Source organism: Bacteroides sp. D2 (genome assembly GCF_025147085.1).
Taxonomy (GTDB): domain Bacteria; phylum Bacteroidota; class Bacteroidia; order Bacteroidales; family Bacteroidaceae; genus Bacteroides.
The window spans coordinates 4,374,612-4,399,327 of sequence record NZ_CP102261.1 but is presented as its reverse complement, the minus strand read 5'-3'; the positions used below and the strand labels follow the sequence as shown (position 1 = coordinate 4,399,327).

Sequence of the window (24,716 nt, the reverse complement as noted above, 5' to 3'; positions counted from 1 at the left end):
TTAAGTTATTAATAGATTAATTATAAGTTTCACGAATATGTTTGATTGTCAAAGGCAGCTCCTCTCCTTTCTTTATCTGGGGAGAAGTGATGACGACCGTTTTACGTTCTCCGGGAAGAAGGTCGAAAAAGTTGTCGCTGAAACGGGCTCCCTGCAAAGGAATTTCAATAAAGACATCTTTTGCAAGAGCGGGAGAAAACAATGTCAGTTCACACATGCCGTCTTTCTGTTTCATCTTGCAGGAAACGGTTGTTTCAGGCAGAAGCAGGTCTTTTGTTTTTCTAAAGAAGTATACGGTTTCGGCAAGGGTATTTCCTGCCTTGTCTTTCAGGGTCAGTTGCATGAAACAGCGTTGCTGTTCTTCCGGTGATAGCCAGGTGTCGGTTTTTATACGGTACACGCATTGGGAAGTGTTAGCCGGAACTGTCAATGTGTTGAGTCGTATCGGCTTGCCTTGTTTCTTTCCGTCAAAGTCTGTTACTTTCATTTCCAACATCAGGTGGTCTTTGGTGTCCGGACAGTCGGAAATCAGGTAGATATTGAGGCTGTCGTTCTGCCGGATAGGATTGATGAGGATTGGAGCAAAGGCTCGTTTGGCTTGGTAATGCAGGGCTTTCCAGTTACCGTAATAGTCGATGCTCGACCAGGATACTACCGGCCAGCTATCATTCAGTTGCCAATACAGGGTACCCATACAGTAAGGACGGTTCCGGCGGTGTGCTTCCAGTCCGTGACGCATTCCTTGTCCTTGCAGCACTAGTCCGACATAGACAAAGTCTTCAAATTTTTCGGGAATGATATAGTCGCGCTCCATGTAGGTACGAATCAGGGCGTTACCGATGCTACTTTTCTGATGAGCATTCATCACTTCCGATTCTATCTGATAATCTTCCGGAGCGGCGAAAGTGGAGATGGTCTTCATTTCCGGAAAGGACTGAAAACCGAATTCGCTCATGAAACGGGGCAGGTCTGTATCGAGTGACTCGAATGTTTTCTGACCATACCAGACTCCCCAGTTATGGCTGTCTCCTATCCCCCAGGATTCAGGACGCCCCCAGTTGGCAAAATACGGGGAGCTGTGTATGTAGAAACGGCCGGCATCCAGTTCCTTAACCTTGGCTGGAAGGAGCTGATGGAACAGTTTGTCGTAGCCTCGAAACATTTCCTGATAGATTTCGGGCGGGAAGTTCTTGTCGAATCCCCAATATTTTAAGGCTTCCAGTATTTCGTTATTGCCGCACCACATCGCCAGGGAAGCATGATTGCGAAGGCGACGGATGTTATAGCAGGCTTCCGCCTCTACCCTTTTCAGAAAGGTGGGGTCGGACGGATAGGGAGTGCAGGCAAACATGAAGTCTTGCCACACCAGTATTCCGTTTTCATCTGCCAGGTCATAGAAACGGTCATCTTCGTACGTTCCACCTCCCCATACACGAATGACATTCATGTTCGCTTCGCGGATGTCGCGGAATAAGATTTGGTAGCGTTCGGTAGTGACGTTAGTCAAGAGTGCATCCTGGGGGATGTAATTGGCTCCTTTGGCAAACATAGGTACACCATTTACTTCAAAATAGAAGGATTCTCCGTCTTTATCTTTTTCATTAACGAGGCGAACAGTACGCAGTCCTATCCGGTGCGATTGCTCGGCTACGACTTTATCTTCTACTATGATTTGAGCGGAGAAATCATACAGGGCGGGCTTTCCCCATCCATTCGGCATCCAACGTACGGGGGATGCCACTTCGGAAGGTATGGAAACATGATTGATTCCGGGCTGTAAGGTGATTGCCTGGCTGATGCTTTTTTCTGCACTTCCTTCGAATGAGGTATTGATTCTCACCTCTGCCTGAAGTGGCCGGGGGAGTATGTTGTTTATTTCTAATTCATTAGACAGGTTTGCGAGCTGGTCGGTCAGTGCGAGTTGTTTTACGTGGTAGTCACTGATAGAAGCTGCGTCATAAAAACGGATGGTCACCGGACGCCAGATGCCGCTGGTCACCATGCGGATTCCCCAGTCCCAGCCATAGCTGTAAGGGGCTTTACGAGAGAATATGCTTAAATGTTTGTCGTGATGGTCGTTGTCTGCCGGATAGTTGAATCCGTTCGAGTTATATTGAGGCAGTGTCTGCCGGATGGGGGAATGAAAATAGATGTGAAGAAGGTTTTCTCCGATACGGAGTTGGGACTTGACGGGTATGGTATAACCGACAAACATGTTATCGGCTTTCAGCAACAGTGCTCCATTGAGGTATACATCGGCGTATGTGTCAAGGCCTTCAAAAACCAATTGGGCGTCATCCCGTTTCAGTTGTTCGGGGGTAACTGTAAAAGCAGTCCGGTATTCCCAGTCTTCATTTTCCACCCACTGAATCTTTTGTTCATTGATGCCATAAAAAGGATCGGGTATTTGTTTATGGTAGATAAGGTCCTGATGGACGGTGCCAGGAACCTGTGCCGGTCGCCACAGTTCTGTCCCTGCCTGGGAAAACTCCCAGCCTGTATTTAGAACGACAACTTCGGAATTGTCATTGCTCTGTGCATATGCCATACTGCAACAGCATAGTAGTTCACATGCTATTTGAGCCTTTTTTCCGATCAAATTAATCATCATAGTGGGGGCATTAGATATTAACGGATTCAAAGATATTATTTTTTCAGCAAATTTCACTGATAATTTAACAAAATATGTTGTTTTTGCACGCCACGATAAATATACGGTTTTATTCTTTTATCATATCGGATAGTTTAACCGCTATTATATCTATCATTTCATTCCTAACAAATCTGTTAATTTCACCGCCTGAAAAGTCATGTGTGCCACACTGCTCTCATATAGAATACCGATTGTCTCTTTATCAATCATCGTCAGGCAACTATATCCCCATCCTTCTGCTTCGTCGAGCATGATTTGATGTTCGGGCAACCAGGTAAGTCCTTTATCCAGACTTGCTTTTATTGTTATATGATTGCGCCCTTTAGTTGTATCCGGATTTGAAAACAACAGGAGGTCTTTATTCAAAATGTTGTCCTTGGCATCGACATGAATCAGACTGGCCATACATACCGGTTCCTGAAGTGCCTTACGTGAAGACGGATGTTCTGTCCAGGTTTTTCCCAAATCTTTGGTTAGGGCGACAGCACGGCTTCCTCCTCTATTATCACGCATATTCAGCATCAATACTCCCGGTTCTATTTCAGCAACTTGTGCTTCCGTTGTATTTGTTCGTGCCATATTGTGCATTTTCCACGTTTTCCCCCGGTCTTTACTATACATGATTCCTGCATTCGGAACACGGGTAGAGTCTATAAACTGAGTTGGAAATACTAATGTGCCGTCGCTCATCGTTATTCCACGTCCGGGTCCTTGAAGGAGAAAATACCAGGACGGATCTTTTACCTGCTCTGTTATATTGATCGGTTTCGACCATGTTTTACCATCGTCTGTGCTCTTTGCCAATACCAGCTGTGCGGTATGGTTTATATCCATTCCCGGATGGGAGCTCCACCAGGCACGTTGATTACCCATACCATGTGTCCATGCGGCAACCACCCAGACGGTATTCGTTTGAGTATCTACCAAAATAGAGGGATCTCCTACCCCATTCTGTGCTTTAGGCAAACCGCCATACTCACCAAATGAAAGCGGAAGACGCATTTTCTCCCAGCTCTTCCCTCCGTCAGTGCTACGACTCAAACCCACATCTACATATTCCTGTAAATCGACACTACTATTATATCGGACATCGTACACTCCCAATAATGTTCCTTTATTGGTTGTCACTAATCCGGGAATACGGAAGGAAGCAGAACCGTCATTACCAGCATGACGAACTCCGACTGCCATCCGGTGAGTAATAGCTTTCGGAGAAATAAATTTACAATAAAGTTCTTTCCCATCCACTTTTACAGCACGTAAATCAGAGACTATTTTAGTATGCAAAGAGGCATCTGTTTTTATCTGCAAACTGATCCAAAAAAAGTTGACACCTGGAAATAAATTGTAATTACCTCTTAATACAACTTTTTCCGATGGTCCGACCTCTGCACATTTTATGGAATAGGAAGGATTAGCCGCCAATGTCGCACCCGGTCGATGGCTGGATATGTACTCTACAGGGGCAAAGCGATTTTTGTTTTGATCTTGTAAGGCCTCTGTTCCCCCATAATAGAGTTTGATTGCCTGAACATCCGCTAAATTGGTACTTTTATTGAAATCTAAAACTACTTCATCGAGCATCTTACTTTCCTTTGCATCCAATCGGATATAGAACAGAACATTGTCCTGCCGCTCTATCAAAACCGGGATTTGTGTTTCATGGATAAATACTGTGTCTGAAGCTTTTACGTCAAAAGAATAGCCTAATAAGACAAGGAAAAGTAAATAAAAAATTCTTCTCATAATGGGGGGTATTAGTTAGTTTAACGCGATAAAGATAAAACTTTTCTACCATAATACAGCTATGCAAACAGTTAACTTTCATTTTACCAAGTTCTGGTAGGACTAGTCAATACTTTGACCACCGTTCTGGCTCTTGTCATCATTGATAAGGTAGGCCGCAAGAAACTTGTTTATTACGGAGTTTCGGGAATGGTTGTTTCTCTGATTCTCATCGGCCTGTATTTCCTCTTCGGAGATTCCTTGGGAGTATCCAGCCTCTTCCTGCTTGTTTTCTTCCTGTTCTATGTATTCTGCTGTGCCGTATCCATCTGTGCCGTGGTGTTCGTGCTCCTCTCGGAGATGTATCCCACCAAGGTTCGCGGACTGGCCATGTCGATAGCAGGATTCGCTCTGTGGATCGGAACGTACCTGATCGGACAGTTAACCCCCTGGATGCTCCAGAACCTTACCCCCGCCGGAACATTCTTCCTGTTCGCCGTTATGTGCGTACCGTATATGCTGATTGTCTGGAAACTCGTACCGGAGACTACCGGGAAGTCGCTGGAGGAGATTGAAAGATACTGGACCCGTTCGGAATAAATATAAAACAGACCTTATAATTAATAAACTAACAACCGGACAGTAGAAATAGTTAGAGATGTTTTTTTGTATGGCCATTCAATAAACGTTATCATCTATATACCTATCCATGCTGTCTTATAATAGATTATATTATGGATTTTAAGAAATTAGCAAATCAATACAAGGATGAACTTTTGGACAATGTCCTTCCTTTTTGGCTCAAAAACTCGCAGGATCATGAATATGGTGGTTATTTCACTTGTCTTGATCGTGAAGGAAAAGTTTTCGATACGGATAAATTCATTTGGTTGCAAGGTAGAGAAGTATGGATGTTCTCTATGCTCTACAATAAAGTAGAAAAACGTCAGGAATGGTTAGATTGTGCCATTCAAGGTGGAGAATTCTTGAAAAAATGCGGACATGACGGTAACTATAACTGGTATTTTTCTCTCGATCGTTCGGGTAGACCATTGGTAGAACCGTACAATATATTTTCGTATACATTCGCCACTATGGCCTTCGGACAAATAAGCCTTGCTACCGGAAATCAGGAATATGCAAACATTGCCAAGAAAACGTTTGAAATAATACTTTCTAAAGTGGATAATCCGAAAGGTAAGTGGAATAAGCTTCACCCTGGTACACGTAATCTGAAGAATTTTGCCCTTCCAATGATTCTGTGTAACCTAGCTATGGAGATAGAAAACATTTTAGGTAAAGATTATCTGGAACAAGCAATAGAAACTTGTATTCATGAAGTAATGGATGTTTTTTATCGTCCGGAATTGGGGGGTATCATTGTCGAAAATATAGATGTGGACGGTAATTTGGTTAATTGTTTCGAAGGTCGTCAAGTGACTCCCGGTCATGCGATTGAGGCAATGTGGTTTATCATGGACTTAGGCAAACGCTTGAACCGTCTAGAGCTAATAGAAAAAGCAAAGAACATTACTCTCACAATGCTCAATTACGGATGGGATAAAGAGTATGGTGGCATTTATTATTTTATGGATCGTAATGGTTGTCCTCCCCAACAACTGGAGTGGGATCAGAAACTTTGGTGGGTGCATATTGAAACGCTTATTTCTCTACTGAAAGGCTATCAACTGACTGGAGACCAACAATGTCTCAAATGGTTTGAAAAAGTACATGATTATACCTGGAGCCACTTTAAGGATCCTGAATACCCTGAATGGTATGGCTACTTAAACCGAAGAGGTGAAGTGTTACTTCCACTCAAAGGAGGAAAATGGAAAGGATGCTTTCATGTGCCAAGGGGGATGTATCAATGCTGGAAGGTATTACAAAATTTGAGTGAAATAAAATAATTAATGAAAAATGTGCACATATGAAAAGGATATTTATAATAGCATGTATTATTTTGACCATTGCTTCTACAGCTTTTGCTGGAGAATGCAGAGTGGGGCTAACCCTGATTCCCCCAGGCACAATTACGAATAAAGTAGATTTGGACATACGTGCAGGTATAGTCAATAAAGGGAATACTCAACAGGACTTTTATGTCTCTATTTATTTGAATGACGTAAATCAAGATTCATTAATTCATTTTTCTCGTATAACATTGGCACCGGGGAGTTCTCGGGAAATAAAGTTCTCTTTAAAAACAACTAACAAGATTGGTAGGAATCGCATCATCCTTAAAGTCAAAGAGAAAAATGAAGAATTTACAATTTCTAAAGACTTTGAAGTAATTAATTCAGAAATTCGATCTACGCGTCTGATAGACGGAGCATGGGCAGGCCTTTATCATTGGAGCGAGATAGAAGGAAAGTATTGGAATCCTGATATAAAAAAGATGACTGATGATCAATGGCGTGAGTTGGTGCGTTCTATGCATAGTATAGGGATGGATGTTATAGTTCTTCAAGAAGTTTTTCGCAATCAGGACTATGTAGGAAAACATGATTTGAATATAAACAACTACCAAGGAAAAGCATTTTATCCTTCCACTCTTTATTCAGGAAGGATGCCTATTTCTGCGAAAGACCCAATAGGAGCTATTCTTTCTGAAGCGGACAAACTAGGAATGTCAGTTATGATGGGAGTAGGAATGTTCGCTTGGTTTGATTTTACTGTAGAGTCTCTTGAATGGCATAAGCAAGTAGCCAAAGAATTATGGGATATGTATGGAGATCATCCTTCTTTCTATGGCTTTTACGTATCCGAAGAATGTGCCGGTAATCTGTATAATTCAGAATCGACCAATGAGGGACAGATGATACGTAAGAAAGAGATTGTGGATTTCTTTCGTGAGTTTAAGAAATACACCTCCCAATTTGCTCCGGAAAAGCCCGTAATGCTTGCTACCAATAGTATGGAAATACTAAAAGGTGCAGACACTTATCCCGCTTTATTACAAAATCTCGATATATTATGTCCATTTGGTTTTGCACGTATGCCAGAAGGAGACCTTACAGGAAAAGAAGCAGCCGATATTTTGCAAAAATTCTGTGATGATGCCGGTGCGCATTTATGGTTTGATCTTGAAGCTTTCTTATTCAATCCAGATAATTCTCTTTATCCTCGTCCGATAGATGAGATCATCCGTGATTTGAACTTGCTTGACAATTTTGAGAAAGTACTATGCTATCAATATCCAGGAGTCTTTAATAATCCAAAGATGTCGATACGTATAGGAGAAGAACGTACAATTGATCTGTATAATGCCTATAAGACTTACATGAAGAAAATAAAAGCAGATCGTTACAACAAAATCAAATAACCTTTTCACTTAATAAATTAAATTCATTATTATGAAAACTATCACACAATTTATTTTTATTATTTTGTGTTTATCAGATATGATATTCACTTCATGTGCTGATGGTGATTTCGGAGCCAATCCGTATGATCCGAATACCCCAATTACGGTATCACAGCTACCTAAAGTACTTTCTTTCACTCCTACAGAAGGAAAGGAGGGTGATGTAATTACTATTACAGGAGTAAATTTTACAACTGCCACTAATGTCGCTTTCGGTGGGAAAGGTGCGTCTAGTTTTGAAATTATTGATGATGCTACTATTGAGGCCGTTGTTAGTTCGTATGGAGGTACAGGTGCGGTAGCAGTTACAAATCATAAAGGTACACGTTCATTGGAAGGTTTTCTATTTATCAAAGAAATTGACCCGACAGAGAATCCGAATCTGGCATTGAATGGCTACGCAACAGGTTCGGCTGCTATTAGCGGAAGTATCTCGAACATCAATGACGATAATGATAAATCCTGGTGGCAAGCTGCAGGTAACGACAATGAATGGGTGAAAATAGACCTCGGGAAAATATATAGCATTAATACTGTAGTGATGACATGGGATATGAATGCAGCAGGTACTGATTGTGACCTTATGATTTCGGAAGACGATGTTAATTACACAACTATCTATTCTATCAAAAATTGGGATGCAGTCTCTAATGATGGAATTAACAAAGTCAGCTTTGACAATGCCAATGCCCGCTATGTCAAATTAGCAAATATGAAGAACTCTGCTACTCCATATAATATGACATTGTTTGAGGTTGAAATATATAATACTCCACCGGCAGAGAATTTGGCATTGCAGAAGATTGCATCCGCTTCTTCTAATAATACGGCGGCTTTCAATGCAGTCTATGGAAATACTTCATTTATGTGGCAAGCAGAAGGCAATGATGACGAGTGGTTCAAGGTAGATCTTGGAAAGATTTATACTATTAATAATGTTGTCATACAATGGGATGCGGGCGCTTATGCTGCTGATTGTGAAATCCTCATTTCACAGGACGATGTAGAATATACTTCGGTTTATTCTATCACGGGATGGGATTCTGCTGCTACAGAAGGTGCTCAGGATATGAATTTCGACAATGTGGATGCTCGTTATGTCAAGGCTTTACTCAAGAATGGAGCTACACCTTGGCGAATGACAATCAAGGAATTTGAGGTATACAAACAGTGGTAATATTTATAATTTAATAATATGGAAAAAATAATATCAATTCTGTCAATATTAATAGTGCTTCCTATACTTACACTTTCATCCTGTGATACAAGCACTGCTCCGCCTCCTACCAATGAGGAGAACTTGACAGAACAGACTATGGATGTAGTATATGATAATGTGATGACTTATCAGCTCTCTTATATCCGTTCTTTGCAGCTTTCCAGTGGAGCTATAAAGGATAAAGATACTTCGAACAGTAAAATTACTCCTTATTTTGCCCATTTTGCAGTTTTGGCTTTACTGAAAGATCCTACAAATCAGAATATAGAGGCAGTGAAGAAATATATTAAATGGTATCTTGGCAAACTGAATGGCATTACGAATCCTTATAAAGGAGGCGCAGAAATAGAAGGTTCTGTCTATGACTATTTTGGTGATTCGGAAACTACTCAAGGAACGTATGACTCTGTGGATTCTTATGCGGCTACTTTTTTGGAAATCATCATGGAATTTGCTCAAACATCCAGAGAAAATAAAAGCTGGCTTGAACAGTATAAGAGCAAAATCTCTTTGGTAGCAAGCGCAATGGTGAAAACGATCGATACCGACTTTAACCAGTTGCCAGGCACTATCACAGAAGATGAAAATGACGGTCTTAGCGTTGCTTCGTATGTTTACGACGTAAAATATCTGATGGATAATTGCGAAGTAAACATAGGACTTAAAGCTGCCAAATGGCTTAAAGATAACAACCTGATCGATAATGATTATGATTTTGCGGGCCTATTGGCAAAAAATACGGAAGGTATAGGTACATTATGGAATGGAACTACTTATGATTGGTGGAAAAGTAACTCTGTAACTACTGACTGGAAACAGTTCTATCCTGACGCAACAGCTCAACTTTATCCGGGTATGTTTAATGTGATTGAACCGAATAGTCAGACTGCTAATAAATTGTATACTCAATTTAATAAGACATATACTAGTTGGGCTAGCGGAGTAACTTACTCATCTTTTCCCTGGACAATTATTGCATATGCGGCAGCCACTATCAATGATGCTGTACGAGTGAATACCTACTTGAAACACATTAATTCTTTAAACATTAAAGGACAGCAAAAAACGAATTGGTATAGTATGGAAGCAGGCTGTATTGTCTTGGCTATTGATAGGATAAAGAATCCGGTTGTTGACAGTGAGTATACACCTATTAATTAATACTATAAAATAGATTACATATGAAAAACTATAATAATGAAAATAAGAGCCGGAGCTTGATATTAACATTATGCATGGTAATATTTTTGCTTTCGCCATCTGTTTTATTCGCTCAGAAACAGAATATAACAGGTAAAGTCATTGACGACCAAGGACAACCGGTTATAGGTGCTACTGTTGTATTGAAAGACACTCCTACAGGTGTAATAACCAATATGGACGGGGAGTTTGTAATAGCCAGTCCCACTAAAGAAAACACGATTACTGTCAGCATGATAGGATATAATTCAGTCACTGTCAAAGCGGTGGCTGGCCAGCGAGTTTCTATTACTCTGATAGAGAAAACTTATGAACTGGATGGTTTAGTTGTAATTGGATATGGCTCTATTGCCAAGAAAGATATTACAGGAGCTGTCGGAGTTGTCAATGGAAAAGAGCTGAAAGATATGCCTGTAAGTAGCATTAACAACGTTCTTCAGGGTAAAGTTCCCGGTCTAACCGTTACCTCCAGCAGTGGTACTCCCGGTGCGGGAAGCGTTACTCATATTCGTGGTATTGGTTCCATAACAGGTTCTACAACTCCTCTATATGTGGTCGATGGTCTTCCGCAAACCGGTATTGATTATCTGAATCCAAATGATATTGAGTCAATAGCTGTCCATAAAGATGCTTCGGTAGCTGCTATTTATGGTTCTCGTGGAGCCAACGGAATTATCATTATTACGACTAAGTCCGGTAGCCTTGAAAACAAAGCCCAGGTTAGTTATGATGGATACGTAGGTTGGCAAACGCCTTGGAAACGTCCGCATATGCTTAACGCCGCTGATTACATCACTTATAAAAATCTGGCAGCTGATAATGCAGGTCAGGAGCGTGTTGCCGCTTTTGCTACCCAAGAAAATATTGATGCAGTTCTCAACTTTGTCAATAAAAACTCTGGGCCGAATGGTACTGACTGGTGGAAAGAGATTATCAATGAAGGTGCATTTATGCATAATCATAATATTAGTGTCAATGGAGGAACCAAAAATATAGGAATACTTTCCAGTTTAGCTTATACAGATCAGGATGGTATAGTTAAAGGTTCGAATTATAAGCGTATTTCCTGGAGAAACAACTTCAATATGAAGATCTCAAAGCGCGTATCTTTAACTGCTAATGTAGGTATCATTGATGAAAAGCGACAATTGATTGACGAGAATAATCCTGCTACCGGTACTGTATTCAGCGCAATGGGAGCAGATCCTATCACACCTGTATTCCGTAATAATCTGGTTGATGTACCCATTTTTCTAAGTCAGATTTACAATGGGTATGAACCGAATAATCTTTATTCACAATACTCGGGGATTTTGTTCTCCAATAAACGTAATCCAGTGGGACAGATTCAAAGAATGCGACAGAGTACTTATGAATATCTTTATGTAAAAGCTGGGGCTAATTTGGAGATTAAGTTACTTGATTTTTTGAAATTCAATTCGCGTTTCGGTATGGATATTAGCAGAAGCCTGACTGATGGGTTTCAACCTAAATACACTCTCAATGCTAATGACTATGCTAATGAGAATACAGTAATACAAGATAATTCCAGAAGTAACTATTTTGTATGGGAGCAGACTCTTTCATATGATCAGACATTCGGAAAGTTTAAAATAGGAGCATTAGTTGGTACTTCAGCAGAAGAGACAAGCGTTTCGAGCGTCAATGCCTCTATACAAGGCGTGATAAACAACGATAAGGATATGGCTATTCTTAATGCAGGAACAACCAATCCGGCAGTATCCGGCTATCCTTATGACAATTCGATGTTATCATTTTTCGGACGTGTTAGTCTGGATTATGACAGCAAGTATCTCATTGCTGCCAACCTACGTCGTGATGGTTCCTCTAAATTTGCTGACGGACATAAATGGGGAACGTTCCCGTCCGTATCAGCTGCATGGCGTTTTTCCAGTGAGTCGTTTATGGAATCTACTCGCAACTGGTTGAGCGACGCAAAACTACGTGTCAGTTATGGTTTGATTGGTAATCAGAATATTAGTGGAGGCGGATATGCCTCTACGTATGGGAGCACAATCTATGACCGCTACTCTTTCGGTTCCCCGAATACGGCATCCATTGGTGCTGGTATTATCACCGTTGGAAATCCTGTTCTGAAGTGGGAAACCTCTAAACAATTTGACATAGGTCTTGATCTAAGTCTCTTCAATAATAGTATTGAGATTGTAGCGGATTATTTCCGTAAAAATATAGATGATATGTTGATGCAAGAGCCTCAACCTACTACATTAGGATTCCCGAATTTTCCTTATGCAAATGTAGGATCTATGCGCAATGTAGGATGGGAATTAGGTGTTACTTATCGCAAAACATGGGGAGATCTCAACTTTACAGCTTCCGCCAATATTTCCACTTATAAAAATGAAGTAACTTCTTTGGGTAATGGCGATGCAATTTATGGTACAGCATACAATAATAATACCATTACTAAGACAGAAGTGGGTCAACCGGTAGGATATTTCTATGGCTATGTGACCAATGGTATTTTCCAGAACGCGGAGCAAGTAGAGGGCAGTGCGCAAAGAGAAACGGCAAAGCCTGGTGATATTCGTTATAAAGATTTGAATAATGACGATGTACTTGATGATAATGACCGTACCAAGATTGGAGATCCTTGGCCTGACTTTGTTTACGGTCTGACTCTCGGAGCATCATGGAAAGGTTTTGATTTCAATATGTTTCTTCAGGGATCACAAGGAAATGATGTGATGAATATGACTCTTTACGATTTTGAATCAGGAACGGGTTACATGAATGCTCATTCAGATTTCCTCAAACGTGCATGGAATGGTGAAGGTTCAACAGACAAGTATCATAGAATATCTGCCGATCAAGGTCAGAATCAGCTTATTTCCGATTATTTCATCGAAGACGGTTCATACTTTAGAATCAAGAATTTGCAGATCGGTTATAATTTCTGTGATCGTTTATTGAAGTTCAAGGGAATCAGTTACCTGCGCTTATATGTTAGTGTGCAAAATCTGCTGACTCTCACGAAATATTCAGGACTTGATCCGGAGATAGGTTCCTCTAACGCTACTCTCAATGGTATAGATCAGGGCTTTTATCCTCAAGCGAGAACTTGGACGATTGGTTTAAACGTTAAATTTTAAAGTAACATGAAAAATATAAAATACTTATTCGTGTCTCTATCATTAATATCACTCTTTTCGTGTTCTGATTTTTTAGACAGAGACCCTAAAGGCGTGATGGATCAAGATAGATTTTTTCTTTCGCCTGATGCTGGTTATAGTGCTGTTGTTAAGTGCTATAAAACTCTTAATGATGTAGCTGGATATGAAGCACCACGTATGGACTTATATAATATATCCACTGATGACTCAGAAAAAGGAGGGTCTGATGCAGGAGATCGCACTTTTGCAGGTGACCTTAGTTTTGGTCGAGCTTTGGCTTCCAATACTGATTTGGTTAACCTTTGGTCGAATATGTACAATGGGATAGCACGATGTAATATTTGTCTGGAGAATATTCCCAACAAGCCTTTGGTGGATGCGGATGGCTATCCTCTGTCGAATGACGTAAAAGCCAGATATATAGGTGAAGTGAAGTTTCTCCGTGCTTTCTTTTACTTTGAACTCTGCAAGATCTTTGGCGGAGTACCTTTAGTTGATCGTACGCTGACAGTTGATGATAGTAAGAAGTTAGTCAGAGCTACAGAAGCAGAGACGGCTGATTTTATAATGAAAGATCTGTCAGAGGCTGCTTTAGAAAGTAATATACCTGACAAGGCTACTTTGCCGACTACAGAATTGGGACGTGTCACCAAAGAGGCTGTATGGGCCATGCAGGCACGTGTATATATGTATTTTGCAAAAGATAATCCATCCTATTATGCAGATGCACGTGATGCAGCAAAGAAAGTTATTGATTCGAAGAGCTGCGAATTAGCTCCCAATTTTCAATCACTTTACTTAAGTGACAACTACATGTTAAGTGAATCTATCTTCCCCAATATACGTGGTGATGTTCCAAACGATCACATTTATGGTTCTTTTATCCCTGTATATTCTAATCCAAGGTCTTGTGGAGCATACGGATTTGACCAACCTACACAAAATCTTGTTGACGAATTTGAAGAAGGAGATCCTCGTTTATTGTACACAATTATAGAGCCTGGTGATAAATTCCCTAAAGAGAAAGGGTCGGAAACATTGGATTTCTCAACATACCCTAATACGGGCTATCATAGTCGTAAAGCTTTTCTCGTTGTTTCAAGAAGAGGTAATGGCTGGGGAGATGATGCTTGGACATTCCATATCATACGTTATGCAGATGTATTATTGTTATATGCTGAAGCTTTAGTGCAGACTAATGGAGATAAGGATGAAATTGTGAAATACATAAATATGGTTCGGGACCGTGCGAATGATTCGCGTTCGGGAGATATCGAAGCCACTTCACGTGTATTGATAATTCCAAATATTAAGCTGAAACCTGTGACTATCAATGATGATCTGTTGGCAGCAGTCAAGCATGAACGCCGTGTTGAATTAGCAATGGAGTACAATCGTTTGTATGATCTTAAACGTTGGAATTGTTATGTAGAAACAATGAATACTTTTTCTACCTATTCTTATGCTAAAGGACGTGGAGCTGCATTCAAAAAAGGGATAAATGAATTATTCCCTATTCCACAGGTTGAAATAGACCGTTCCGGTGGTTCGATCAAACAAAATCCCGGATATAATTAAATATTCAATGAATGTTGACGTTGTTTGGGAACAGTTGAACCTGCCCCAAACAACGCAAGCAAATGAAAGAGAAAAGCAAGCAAATGAGAAAACAAAATGAAAGCAAAAATATTGATAAATGAACAAATATCTGCTTTTTGCAGTAGTTCTTAATTCTTTATTTTTAGATGTTTAGTAGATTTAGAATGATATATGGTTAAGATACGGTATTTATATGCATAATAATGAATAAAATAACGCTCATTTGCATATAAATTACCGTATTATTTGTAAAAAATAGACGGTTGATCTTAATGAAACGTACGGTTCGTTTTAAAGAAACACAAGGTTCGTTTATAAGAAACACAAGGTTCGTTTATAAGAAACACCACGTACCTTTAAAAGGAAGCAGATTTTACTTGTAAAAAAGAGAATTCTTGATTTATTAGAAACGCTTTTACGAACTTGTTTTATTAAACAAAAAGGATGGATAAATTGGAAAATGCATTCATTATGTAATGCATAATATTAAATAAGAATTGATTGTGTTCTATAAAGGAAGGGTCTCTTTAATTTCTGAATAATGCTAATGACTAATCCATGCGATTTTTTTCTATATCCGGTAACAAGGCTGAATAAATTCAATTATAGCATCATTCAAATATCAAAATGATATTTTATCATTTTGATATTTGAAGATTAGTTTCTAGTGAAATAACATATAAAAAGCCACCTATCAAGAGTATTTGAAATAGTGACGCTATGTCAACAGGATAGCGTTGCTATAAGCTTCATATAGCGACGCTATACCGAGTCGATAGCGTCACTATTTTATTTGATTGCTTTCTTTATGATTGGACAAACTAAATCAGCATACCTCGTCATGCCTAAATCCGTAAAATGAACACCGTCAACTGTGGCTTCTCCATCTTCTCCCAACATGTTCTTTGATGAGATAAAAATGATATTCTTTTCATCTTCTTTCTTTAACCGGTTGAATATTTCCTTTAAGGTATCATTTTTTCTTTGTACCTCCTTAGCAATTCTTTCATCATAACGTGTATGAGTGAAAATAGGATCTTCTATAAAAATAATTGGAGTATCCGGATGTTTACTACGAATGATGCGATAGAATGTTTCCATTCGTTCTTTCATCTGCTCTACAGAAGCATTAGGTACAAAGTCTAAAATAAAAACACTGGCATCCACTTCGGATATTACTTTTGCCACTTCTAAATCTAAAAATGCATTACCACTAAATCCCAGATTGATGCATTCACGGTTCAGTCTTCTCGATATGATATTAGTATGCGCCATTCCGGGACGTGAAGCACAACCTCCTTGAAGAATACTGGTGCCATAAAACACAACCGGCTTTTTGCGAATGGGATAATCAATTAAAGGCTGATCGATGGTGGCTAACGAATCCACTCCTATAGACAAGGAAACAAGACCGTCATAAAGAGGAAGGTAAAGCATATACTCTCTTTCTGTCGGTAGCATATTAGCAATGATCGTTGCTTGATTCGTTTTTCCCGACGGACGGGCACTGTTGACAAATCTCCATTGTTTGTTGCCTTCCCAACAGTATAAATCCAAGCCTTTTATTCCTACATCAGTCATGTGATTCATATGGTTATTAAAGAGACTCTCCCACTTCACAGCTATTTGAGTAGAGTTACTGCGAAATCGTATCGCCATTCCTGCCGAATTACGACTCAAGTTCCAAAGAGGAGGACGAGAAATGTTTTTGAGAGAATCCGGTAGTCTCTCATATCTTGTCCCTGTGTCTTGTGTTGCTTTTCCCAAAAGGGGAAAGCGAGACGCATCATAGTACATCGGTTGTTGTGCCTGCAACTGAATACCCAACAGGCACAACATAGTTAAAAAAAAGAATTGTTTCATCATCTATTTAATTCCGACAGCGGTCAACACTTTCCTTTGTTTACCGTCACTGCCTTTAATGGTTTCTTTGCCGTTGACCAGCATGCATGATGAACCACCACCATCCAGATTCAGCGCTTCCGTACATCCCAGATCTTTCATTACTTTGGCTACGTTAGCAGTGGTCAGCCCTGCTACTCCTTCTGTCATATTTCTGCCTTCGCACACAAAGATAATCATTTTTTTGTCAGTTGTTACACCGATTGCGGTGCGAGGTTGATTGGAAGCGGCAGAAATATCCAGCATTTCTTCTACATACGTGTTTTTTATTTCTCCTGCACGCAGTAAAACTGTAACACCTCCGATACCGGTGGTAGCTTCCAATGCTTTTGCACCGCTGGGAAAGGCAGAAGAGGGAGCTTGTAACGGATCCTTATTTATATCATTCTCGGCAGGGGCGGGATAACAATAATTGATTCCATCAGATGCCTGATAAGTCCATGTTGTTTGAAATGTTCCGTCTTTCATCTGGCAGAAAGCTCCTAAAGTCGGATACCACATAGTTACCCAGTCTTTCGAATAGTAGTTCTGATTAGGTGCTAATAGCTGTCCTTCACGAATCACTAGATTCTGCGAATAATAGAATCCGGCACTATAAAAGAATAATCCTCCATTGATGATTACTGGTGCTTTGGAAGCTTCATAAAACTCCGAAGGAGTATATAACGATTTGCCTCCATACCCATTAGCTTCCTGTGAAAAAGCAACATCACCCAGGACTTCAAATTTAGCTTTACTCATATCTGCGACAGCTATGTAGGCAATTGCTTTCTTTGCAGCCAGATTTTTCGGTGATTTATAAATATGGATATAATCCGGAAGATTACCGAAATTATTGACTGCCGTCCATCCCTGTGATACAATATCAGGATTCGATTCTTCCTCTTCAGTTTCCTGATCCCATTCCCATGGATGGTCGGGATAGCTTTCCCCACATGAACATATAGAAAAAGTAAGTAGTGCTGTTGCTATAAAATACAAACGTTTGATTAACATGATTCAAGTCCTCCAAAAACATTTTAATTTAGTAAATAATATGGTTATTAATAAAGCCAGAGAAGTAACGATTACTCCTCGTAAAAAGCCCAGCCAGGCATTTTGATCCAGATAGGACAGGTACGTGCCCAGTCCTGCCAGATTTAATAGGGGTAATACTACCAACTGTGTGGATACATAGGCAATCATCGGATTCTGTCCCGCATATTCCAATGGACGGGTCAAACGGGTCCACGAATAAATGTCGCACATAATAGAAAAGGCAATCATCGCCATAAAGGCAAGTCCTGATGCGAGGAAGTAGTAACTGTATGTCGAAGGATCTTTCCGGATGCCTCCTTCATAAGCTTCAAAAGCCAGTCCTAATAATATCAGATAGGTTCCTGCCTTGAAGAGTTTATACCAGTAACCGGTGTTTTTCCCTTCCACTTGTAATAGAATATAAAGAATACATAGTATAGCGGTAGTGCCTGCTAAATTGAGTAAAAGATAACGCATATAAAGTCCGTACAAATTGAGTACAATCAGTCCGATAGTCAATAAAAGTATCCATGGTATTCTTTTGTGTTCGTCTTTATTGTCGTTTATCGTCACGGTGTTTTTGCTGTACAACCACTCCTGAAGATATTCTCCGGCAATGCTACCGGGAATCACGATAAACAGATACTTCAGATAGGAAAACTGATACATCCACGGTAATGGAGAGAATGTCATCAGACTATGATTCCATGATTCTGCGTTTTCATTTCCCAAGAATACTGCCATGATAAAAGGTAATATTGCTATACGAATCCATGGCTTATTAATGGTTAACGTATAAATCAGCGAACCGAAGATTGCCATATTGGCTAATACCAGAATAATAATATTACTGTAGCCCAAGCTGAATGTCCGTCCATCGGCATAATGGATATTCAGCAGCATGAACACTCCCGTTGCATAAGCCAGTATCTGAATCAGCATCCTTACGTATTCCGGCATTTTGAATGGAATCCTCATGAACATGGGAAACATCAAGGCAAAGCCTCCCAATGCGATGAGCCATGAACGGACATCCTGCGGAGAAGATACAACCCACGGATATATATGCTGAATAAAAATAGCAAAGAAAGTCAGCCGGAAGCCTCTTAAAAAGCTGTCGTATATAATCTTCCGGCGGGAGCTGCCTTTTCTGTATTTGTTACCTATTGAAAAAGGGAAGGCAGCTCCCATAGCAAACAGAAAAAAGGGAAACACCAGGTCAACCCAGGTGATTCCGTATATAGAACCATCAAACACAAAGTTGGAGCGGGGACCTACTTGGGCATGATACATCCATCCGGGAAGTACTCCCCAAGCAATGCTTCCGGAAAGAACCATCGTCAGAATGGCATATCCGCGCAGGGCATCCAAAGAAGAAGCTCTTGTATTGTTATTGTTCATCATTTTCCTTATATTAATGTATTACGATTCGAAATGGAGAAGCAGGTATCTCCGCGTTATTGAAAAGATCACCTTCCATATAATTACGGAAACAATAACGTACTTCTACAGGATGAGGCACCGAATCATTCCACACTTTCACACGGGCGGAACCATTGATTATTTCCGCTTCTGCCGGTACGATATTCCCCTTCTCATCTACAAGTTCAAATCCTTTTAACTTTTGATTTTCAGGAATCAGTCCGTCGCTGCCATGCTCAAAAGTGATTTCTACTACATTCTTTTTCAATTGATGACTCTTGTATAAAGGACCTGCGTACAGAAAACCTTCTATGCCATAAGTTTTAGCCAGAGCCCAGTAAGCAAGACGCTGACCGACCTTGATTTTGTATGGAGGATGAATGAATTTTTCACTTCCTGCATCCGTCGTTGTAACCATACCAACATTAGGGACTTCCTGCATTAATTCCAACTGGCATTGACGGAACCATGCACGATCTAGCTTATCTTTACCTTCAGCCTGCCATGGAGTGATTTGGACATAATATAAAGGCATTGCAGGATTATTAAAGAATTCTCTCCACTGAATGACCATCGCAGGAAAAAGTTTCTTATAAAGAGCAGGATTTGCAGAATTGGATTCACCTTGATACCAGATGACTCCTTTGATCGGAAATCCTTTCCACGGATTTACCATTGCATTCCATAATAAAGTAGGTGTGCCCGCAGGCCAGTCAAACTTGTCCTGTTTAATATCCGGCAGTTGGACTTCCGGAAATTGGGAAAGTGTCTCTTTATTCATCCAGGTCTCTATCTTGGAGGCACTCCAAGAGCAATGAATCAGTCCGACAGGAATATCCAATGAACGTTGCAGCAAGTCTCCGAAGAAATAAGCGGTCGCACTAAAGTCTCCAACTTCTTTCGGAGAAAGTTCCGACCAATATCCCGTCATACCTTCTTCTTTCGGAGTCGTGCTCCAATCCCTTTTGACAGTAAACAAGCGTAATTCCCGTTTGGAATCGGCAGATACGATATAGGGCTGTGAGCCATAAACCGGCTGTCCCCGGAATCCTCTGACAGGCATCTCCATATTCGATTGACCGGAACAAAACCATACTTCCCCTAGTAAGATGTTCTTTAATGTAAGTGTCTCGCCGTCAGAAAACGTAATTGTATAGGGACCACCTGCTGCCGGAGTAGGAAGTTGAATGTCCCAATTTCCATGCTGGTCGCTTCGGGTCGTCAGCTTCCGGTGATCCCATGATGCTTCAATCGTAATTTTACTATTGGCTGATGCTTTGCCGTGAAAGGTCACTTCCGATTGCTGTTGCAACACCATGTTGTCCCCCCAGATGGAAGTTAACCTGACTTTAGCCTGCATTCCCAAAGGGAATAGCAGGCTGATAACCCATAGGTGGTATATGATATACTTCATGAATATTTATTTAGAAACGTTTTGCTGATATACCTTACCGAAGCGGTCTGTCACTCTGATCTCTATTTTAGCTTTCGGATTACGGGGAGTGGCACGGAACATATGTCCTGTACTTGCCGCTGATATCCAGCTTTGCATAGTTCTTTTCTTATCCGTACATACTTGGTGCGCATATGGGTCAACTCCGGTATATTGAGTCATCAGCCCCATCACTTTTCCGTTTTCCAACCATTCTACTTTCCAGTTCTTGTCCCAGTTCCATACATTGGCTATAATATCTTTTGGGAATTCCTTGGATATGCCTGCTGCATAGCTCCGGAACTGGTACTCCTTTGGATGGCCGGCACTTTTGTAGTACCATTTCACTTGATTACCGTCTACCTCGTAGACTCCGTATCCTTGTGGCGTACCATCGATACAGACATCTGCATGCCACCAGATACCACATACAGCTGCCGTATTATGTTCCATCTGGTGATTGTTGAATATAATGTTTGAATTGGAATGAAGATGTCCCGTCAGGAAGTGTGTTTCATAGCCGTCCAATAATTGATGAACTGCTTCTGCATTAATTGTTTCTCCTGCCAGCATGGCATAGTCATAATTAAAAGGTCTTTTTTGTTCTGTTATTCGGGTAGGAATATGTGTCATGAAAAAGACTAATGTGCCTTTAGGTACATAAGATAGATCCTCTTTCAGCCATTTGAAAGTTGTTTCATCTACATAGCCGATATAGAAGTATTCACGTCCTACATAGAAATTATTGTTGATAACAATATAGTGGGCATTTCCTTTGTTGAATGAGTAATGGGCAGGACCAAAATATCCTTCGAAAGTCCGGTACGACGTTTCGTGGGTAGCTCCATTACAATCTATATCGTGATTACCGATTGCACGATATATGGGAATATCCAGTTTCTTCGCCTTGTCGATATAGGGTGGAAAGAAAGTAGCCGGTGTATCCCAGAAGATGTCTCCGCAATTCAGTCCGAATACATCACGATCTGAATGTTGATTGATTAACTGCTTATAATCATCAATGATGGGGGCATACAGATCCCAGTGCTCTTTTAAACCGGCTTGTACATCTGCTTCCAATACAAACAAGTGCTTCTTGTCATCTTTAGGATTCTTCTTTAGACGGAAATTATATTCATTTGTCTTGTTCATATCAATTTCCTGATAGAATTTGGGAATTGTCTGTTCACAATCAGTCAAGTATCCGGCAGGAGTCGTAATATATACAAAACGCGTATTTCCGAGACTGGGCAGATGGTAAATACCGTTTTTGTCTGTAGTGACACAGCGTAGTCCGTCTGTCACTACAACATTGGCTATGCCTTTACCATCGCAAGTGACGGTTCCTTTAATCATTCGTGCTTCATCCATCTTGGTTTCGTCCAGTGCTTCTTTTAGTTCGCCCCACCATCCGTTGCGGATAATGTGTACAATGTCGAAAATCATCACACCGTCCGATTCTTTCAGGTTCATGCGGACTGCTTTCTGGAATTGGTTTACGTCCCGTTTGTAGTCTTCTACATACAGACCTCCACATACAGGCACTGCATCCTTCAGTAAGTATTTGGAATATTTACAACCACCTTCTACGCATAAATATTCTCCGGTAGAGAACTCGCTGTCTGTTTCATTTTTTAATTTACCGGAAGATTTATAATAATCGTCCAAGGTTACATTCCAGTAATAATTACCATTCGTATAGAAATCCAGTAACTCTGCAAAGCCATAATCTTTATAGTCAGGAGTAGCCCAACTGAAATCTTTGCTAACATCATACTGGCGGCTCGCCCAATTGACCCCTACCTCAAAGTAAGTAGGATACCATGCACCGGTATAGGCCGCTAACATACATTCCGGCTTTATCTTTTTGATGGAAGTGCGTACGTCTTTTATAAAGTTATATATAACAGATGTTCTCCATGTTATCCATTGGTGATAGTATGGGCCGCCTACACGGTCTATGCCTCCTTCTGCATTAGGGCGCCACTCAAAAATATCCTCTGGAAATCTTTCAACTTTCTTTCCGATGAATTTCTCAAACATCTTCTTTGATTCGGGAGAAAAGTCTGAATCAATACAATCATATCGTGCACGGTCAAGCATGATACCGTCAAATGCATAATTCCGCACAACCTCTTTGATAATATCAATCTCATACTTCTGAACCTCTTTCAGTGCCGGATTCAGGAACATGGTAGGTTTTCCATCTATTTCCGTTACAGGGAGTAATCCTTTGCGTGGTACATAATTAATAGCCTGCCACTTCTTGTGTTTATCGAAGACGGCACCGCGTTTTACTATATTCTGTCCGTCAGCAAAGATATTCATTCCGGCAAAGATGATCATATTGTGAGTATGGGCAGCTTCGATAAATGTATTGATAAAGTCAAAATCCGGACGGTCGAAGTTTTTCCAGTTCTTCTTCTGTATGGCATATTTGCTGGGATACAATACTTCACCCGTATTGTCTTTAATGTCCAATACCAGATGTGTGATACCTGCTTCATGGCATTTGTCTACATAATAGCGGATTGAATCGGGGTAACTGAAACGTTGGAAATTAGCCGAACAGTCTAACCACATTACTTTAGGCTTTCCCGAGGCAAATGCCACAATGCCTATCCATAACAAAAGGGAGATAATTGAGAGTTTTTTCATATTCATTGTGTCTTCTTTTCGATTTTATTTCAGAGCTCCTCCGGCTCTCATTCCGTTTTCAACTTCTTTCCATAATCCTTTGTTGATGATATGTACAATGTCGAATACCATCAGTCCGTCGGAAGCTTTCAGGTTCATTTCTATGGTTGCGGATAGTTTGGCAGGGTTGTCATAGAATTGATCCACCAGAATACCGCCCATAAATTTATTATCTTTCATGATATTGCGTAACTTCTGACAAGAACCTTCAACGGAATACCACGTACCGCTTTGTGCCTGCGAATCAGTTTCATTCCATACGCTCTTCTTGTTTTTCAGAGATTCCTCTATGGTGATATCGGTGTAATAATTGCCGGTAGTATATAGGTCCATCAGTTCGGCATAACCGTAATTCTTGTATTCGGGAGTAGCCCAGTCAAAATCTTGGCTCGGGTCGTACTTTTTGCTCGCAAAGTTTACACCCACTTCATAATAAGAAGGATACCATGCTCCGGTATACGTACCGAAAGAAATATCCGGATTCACTATCTTTACTTCATTTCGGGTACGAGCCATGAAGTCATAGATATTCTTGGTGCGCCATTCAATCCATTTCAGGAAATGTTTTCCGCGTTCGGGATAATATTTATCATTCTCGTCCTTTTTCCATTCGAAGATGTCTTCCGGAAATTTTTCTACTTTCTGCCCGATATACGCTTCGAACTTCTGACGGGAGAGGGCAGAGAAGTCTGCCGTTATACCATCATAACGTACACGGTCCAACATCAATCCGTCCAGATCGGGATAACGTTTCACTAAATCCTTGAGAACATTCAATATATGTGTTTGAAACTCCTCATTGACAGGATTGACCATTGCCGAATATTTCTTCTTTTCGTTGGTGATGGACGTGATTCCTTCCGGAGTATACACTATCGATGCCCATTCCAGATGAGTAGAATATACTAATCCACGGTCAAAATAATTGTGTCCTGCAACAAAGACATTGAGCGAAGCATGTACCTGTATTCCTAATTCATGGGCTTTCTTGATGAAATGTCCCAGATAATCGAAGTCTTTGCGTTCATATCCTTGCCATTCACGCATTTTGGGAGCAAACTCCGTATCGAACAGCACTTCACCAGTGATGGGACGCACATCGACGATAGCATGGGTGAAACCTAATGATTTTATTTTTGCCAGATAATAATCAATGGAGTCAGGATTGCTGAAGCGTTCAAAGTTTGCTTCCGCGTCGAACCACATCAAAGCAGGCTTGTTGTTCTCCACTTTGGGAGTTGCGCTTTTGCATGCTCCCAATGCAATGATTAGCAGACTTGAAAAAAGTATTATTGTTATTTTTCTCATACGATCATATTATAAAGAGT

The 24,716-nt window shown here is 40.5% G+C and carries 14 protein-coding genes and 1 pseudogene; 7 read left to right on the top strand and 8 right to left on the bottom strand.

Features of this window, described 5'->3' with window-relative positions; all coding sequences use genetic code 11:
* Positions 1-16 precede the first annotated feature (16 nt).
* Both NQ505_RS15640 and NQ505_RS15635 read right to left on the bottom strand, forming a co-directional pair.
* Positions 17-2,611, bottom strand: a complete 2,595-nt coding sequence (locus tag NQ505_RS15640) for a beta-mannosidase (protein ID WP_032853610.1) — start codon at positions 2,609-2,611, stop codon at positions 17-19.
* Between the two features lie 153 nt (positions 2,612-2,764).
* Positions 2,765-4,399: a sialidase family protein gene (locus NQ505_RS15635; protein WP_008999251.1), complete on the bottom strand. Its 1,635-nt coding sequence runs from the start codon at positions 4,397-4,399 to the stop codon at positions 2,765-2,767.
* An 81-nt stretch (positions 4,400-4,480) separates the two neighbouring features.
* On the opposite strand from NQ505_RS15635, the pseudogene NQ505_RS15630 reads away from it, so the two are divergent.
* The 7 genes and pseudogenes from NQ505_RS15630 to NQ505_RS15600 form a co-directional block, all read left to right on the top strand.
* Positions 4,481-4,978 (top strand): annotated as a pseudogene (locus tag NQ505_RS15630) (MFS transporter); the annotation flags it as partial.
* A gap of 134 nt (positions 4,979-5,112) precedes the next feature.
* Positions 5,113-6,288, top strand: a complete 1,176-nt coding sequence (locus tag NQ505_RS15625) for an AGE family epimerase/isomerase (protein WP_008999250.1) — start codon at positions 5,113-5,115, stop codon at positions 6,286-6,288.
* 20 nt (positions 6,289-6,308) lie between these two features.
* Positions 6,309-7,703 carry a DUF4434 domain-containing protein gene (locus NQ505_RS15620; protein ID WP_008999249.1) on the top strand — a complete coding sequence of 465 codons (1,395 nt, stop codon included), beginning with the start codon at positions 6,309-6,311 and terminating at the stop codon, positions 7,701-7,703.
* A 31-nt stretch (positions 7,704-7,734) separates the two neighbouring features.
* Positions 7,735-8,922 carry a discoidin domain-containing protein gene (locus tag NQ505_RS15615; protein WP_115484859.1) on the top strand — a complete coding sequence of 396 codons (1,188 nt, stop codon included), beginning with the start codon at positions 7,735-7,737 and terminating at the stop codon, positions 8,920-8,922.
* An 18-nt stretch (positions 8,923-8,940) separates the two neighbouring features.
* On the top strand, positions 8,941-10,125 hold the full coding sequence (locus NQ505_RS15610; RefSeq protein ID WP_259825582.1) for a hypothetical protein: 1,185 nt from the start codon (positions 8,941-8,943) through the stop codon (positions 10,123-10,125).
* Between the two features lie 20 nt (positions 10,126-10,145).
* Positions 10,146-13,298, top strand: a complete 3,153-nt coding sequence (locus NQ505_RS15605) for a SusC/RagA family TonB-linked outer membrane protein (protein WP_008999246.1) — start codon at positions 10,146-10,148, stop codon at positions 13,296-13,298.
* A 96-nt stretch (positions 13,299-13,394) separates the two neighbouring features.
* A complete protein-coding gene (locus NQ505_RS15600; RefSeq protein ID WP_232293008.1) occupies positions 13,395-14,897 on the top strand; it encodes a RagB/SusD family nutrient uptake outer membrane protein in 1,503 nt (500 codons plus the stop codon).
* Between the two features lie 810 nt (positions 14,898-15,707).
* Here the strand turns inward: NQ505_RS15600 and NQ505_RS15595 are convergent.
* From NQ505_RS15595 to NQ505_RS15570, 6 genes are read right to left on the bottom strand one after another with little or no spacing between them, the layout of a single operon-like run.
* On the bottom strand, positions 15,708-16,757 hold the full coding sequence (locus NQ505_RS15595) for an SGNH/GDSL hydrolase family protein (RefSeq protein ID WP_008999244.1): 1,050 nt from the start codon (positions 16,755-16,757) through the stop codon (positions 15,708-15,710).
* Between the two features lie 27 nt (positions 16,758-16,784).
* Positions 16,785-17,816 carry a phosphodiester glycosidase family protein gene (locus NQ505_RS15590; protein ID WP_008999243.1) on the bottom strand — a complete coding sequence of 344 codons (1,032 nt, stop codon included), beginning with the start codon at positions 17,814-17,816 and terminating at the stop codon, positions 16,785-16,787.
* Between the two features lie 3 nt (positions 17,817-17,819).
* Complete coding sequence (locus tag NQ505_RS15585; protein ID WP_008999242.1) at positions 17,820-19,238, bottom strand: DUF5009 domain-containing protein; 1,419 nt, start codon at positions 19,236-19,238, stop codon at positions 17,820-17,822.
* Positions 19,239-19,251: 13 nt separating this feature from the next.
* The gene (locus NQ505_RS15580) at positions 19,252-20,673 is read right to left on the bottom strand and encodes a sialate O-acetylesterase (protein WP_008999241.1); all 1,422 of its coding nucleotides are present in this window, start codon (positions 20,671-20,673) and stop codon (positions 19,252-19,254) included.
* Positions 20,674-20,679: 6 nt separating this feature from the next.
* On the bottom strand, positions 20,680-23,355 hold the full coding sequence (locus tag NQ505_RS15575; RefSeq protein ID WP_008999240.1) for a calcineurin-like phosphoesterase C-terminal domain-containing protein: 2,676 nt from the start codon (positions 23,353-23,355) through the stop codon (positions 20,680-20,682).
* An 18-nt stretch (positions 23,356-23,373) separates the two neighbouring features.
* Positions 23,374-24,696, bottom strand: coding sequence for an alpha amylase family protein (locus NQ505_RS15570; RefSeq protein WP_008999239.1), 1,323 nt, complete (start codon positions 24,694-24,696; stop codon positions 23,374-23,376).
* Between the last annotated feature and the right edge of the window lie 20 nt (positions 24,697-24,716).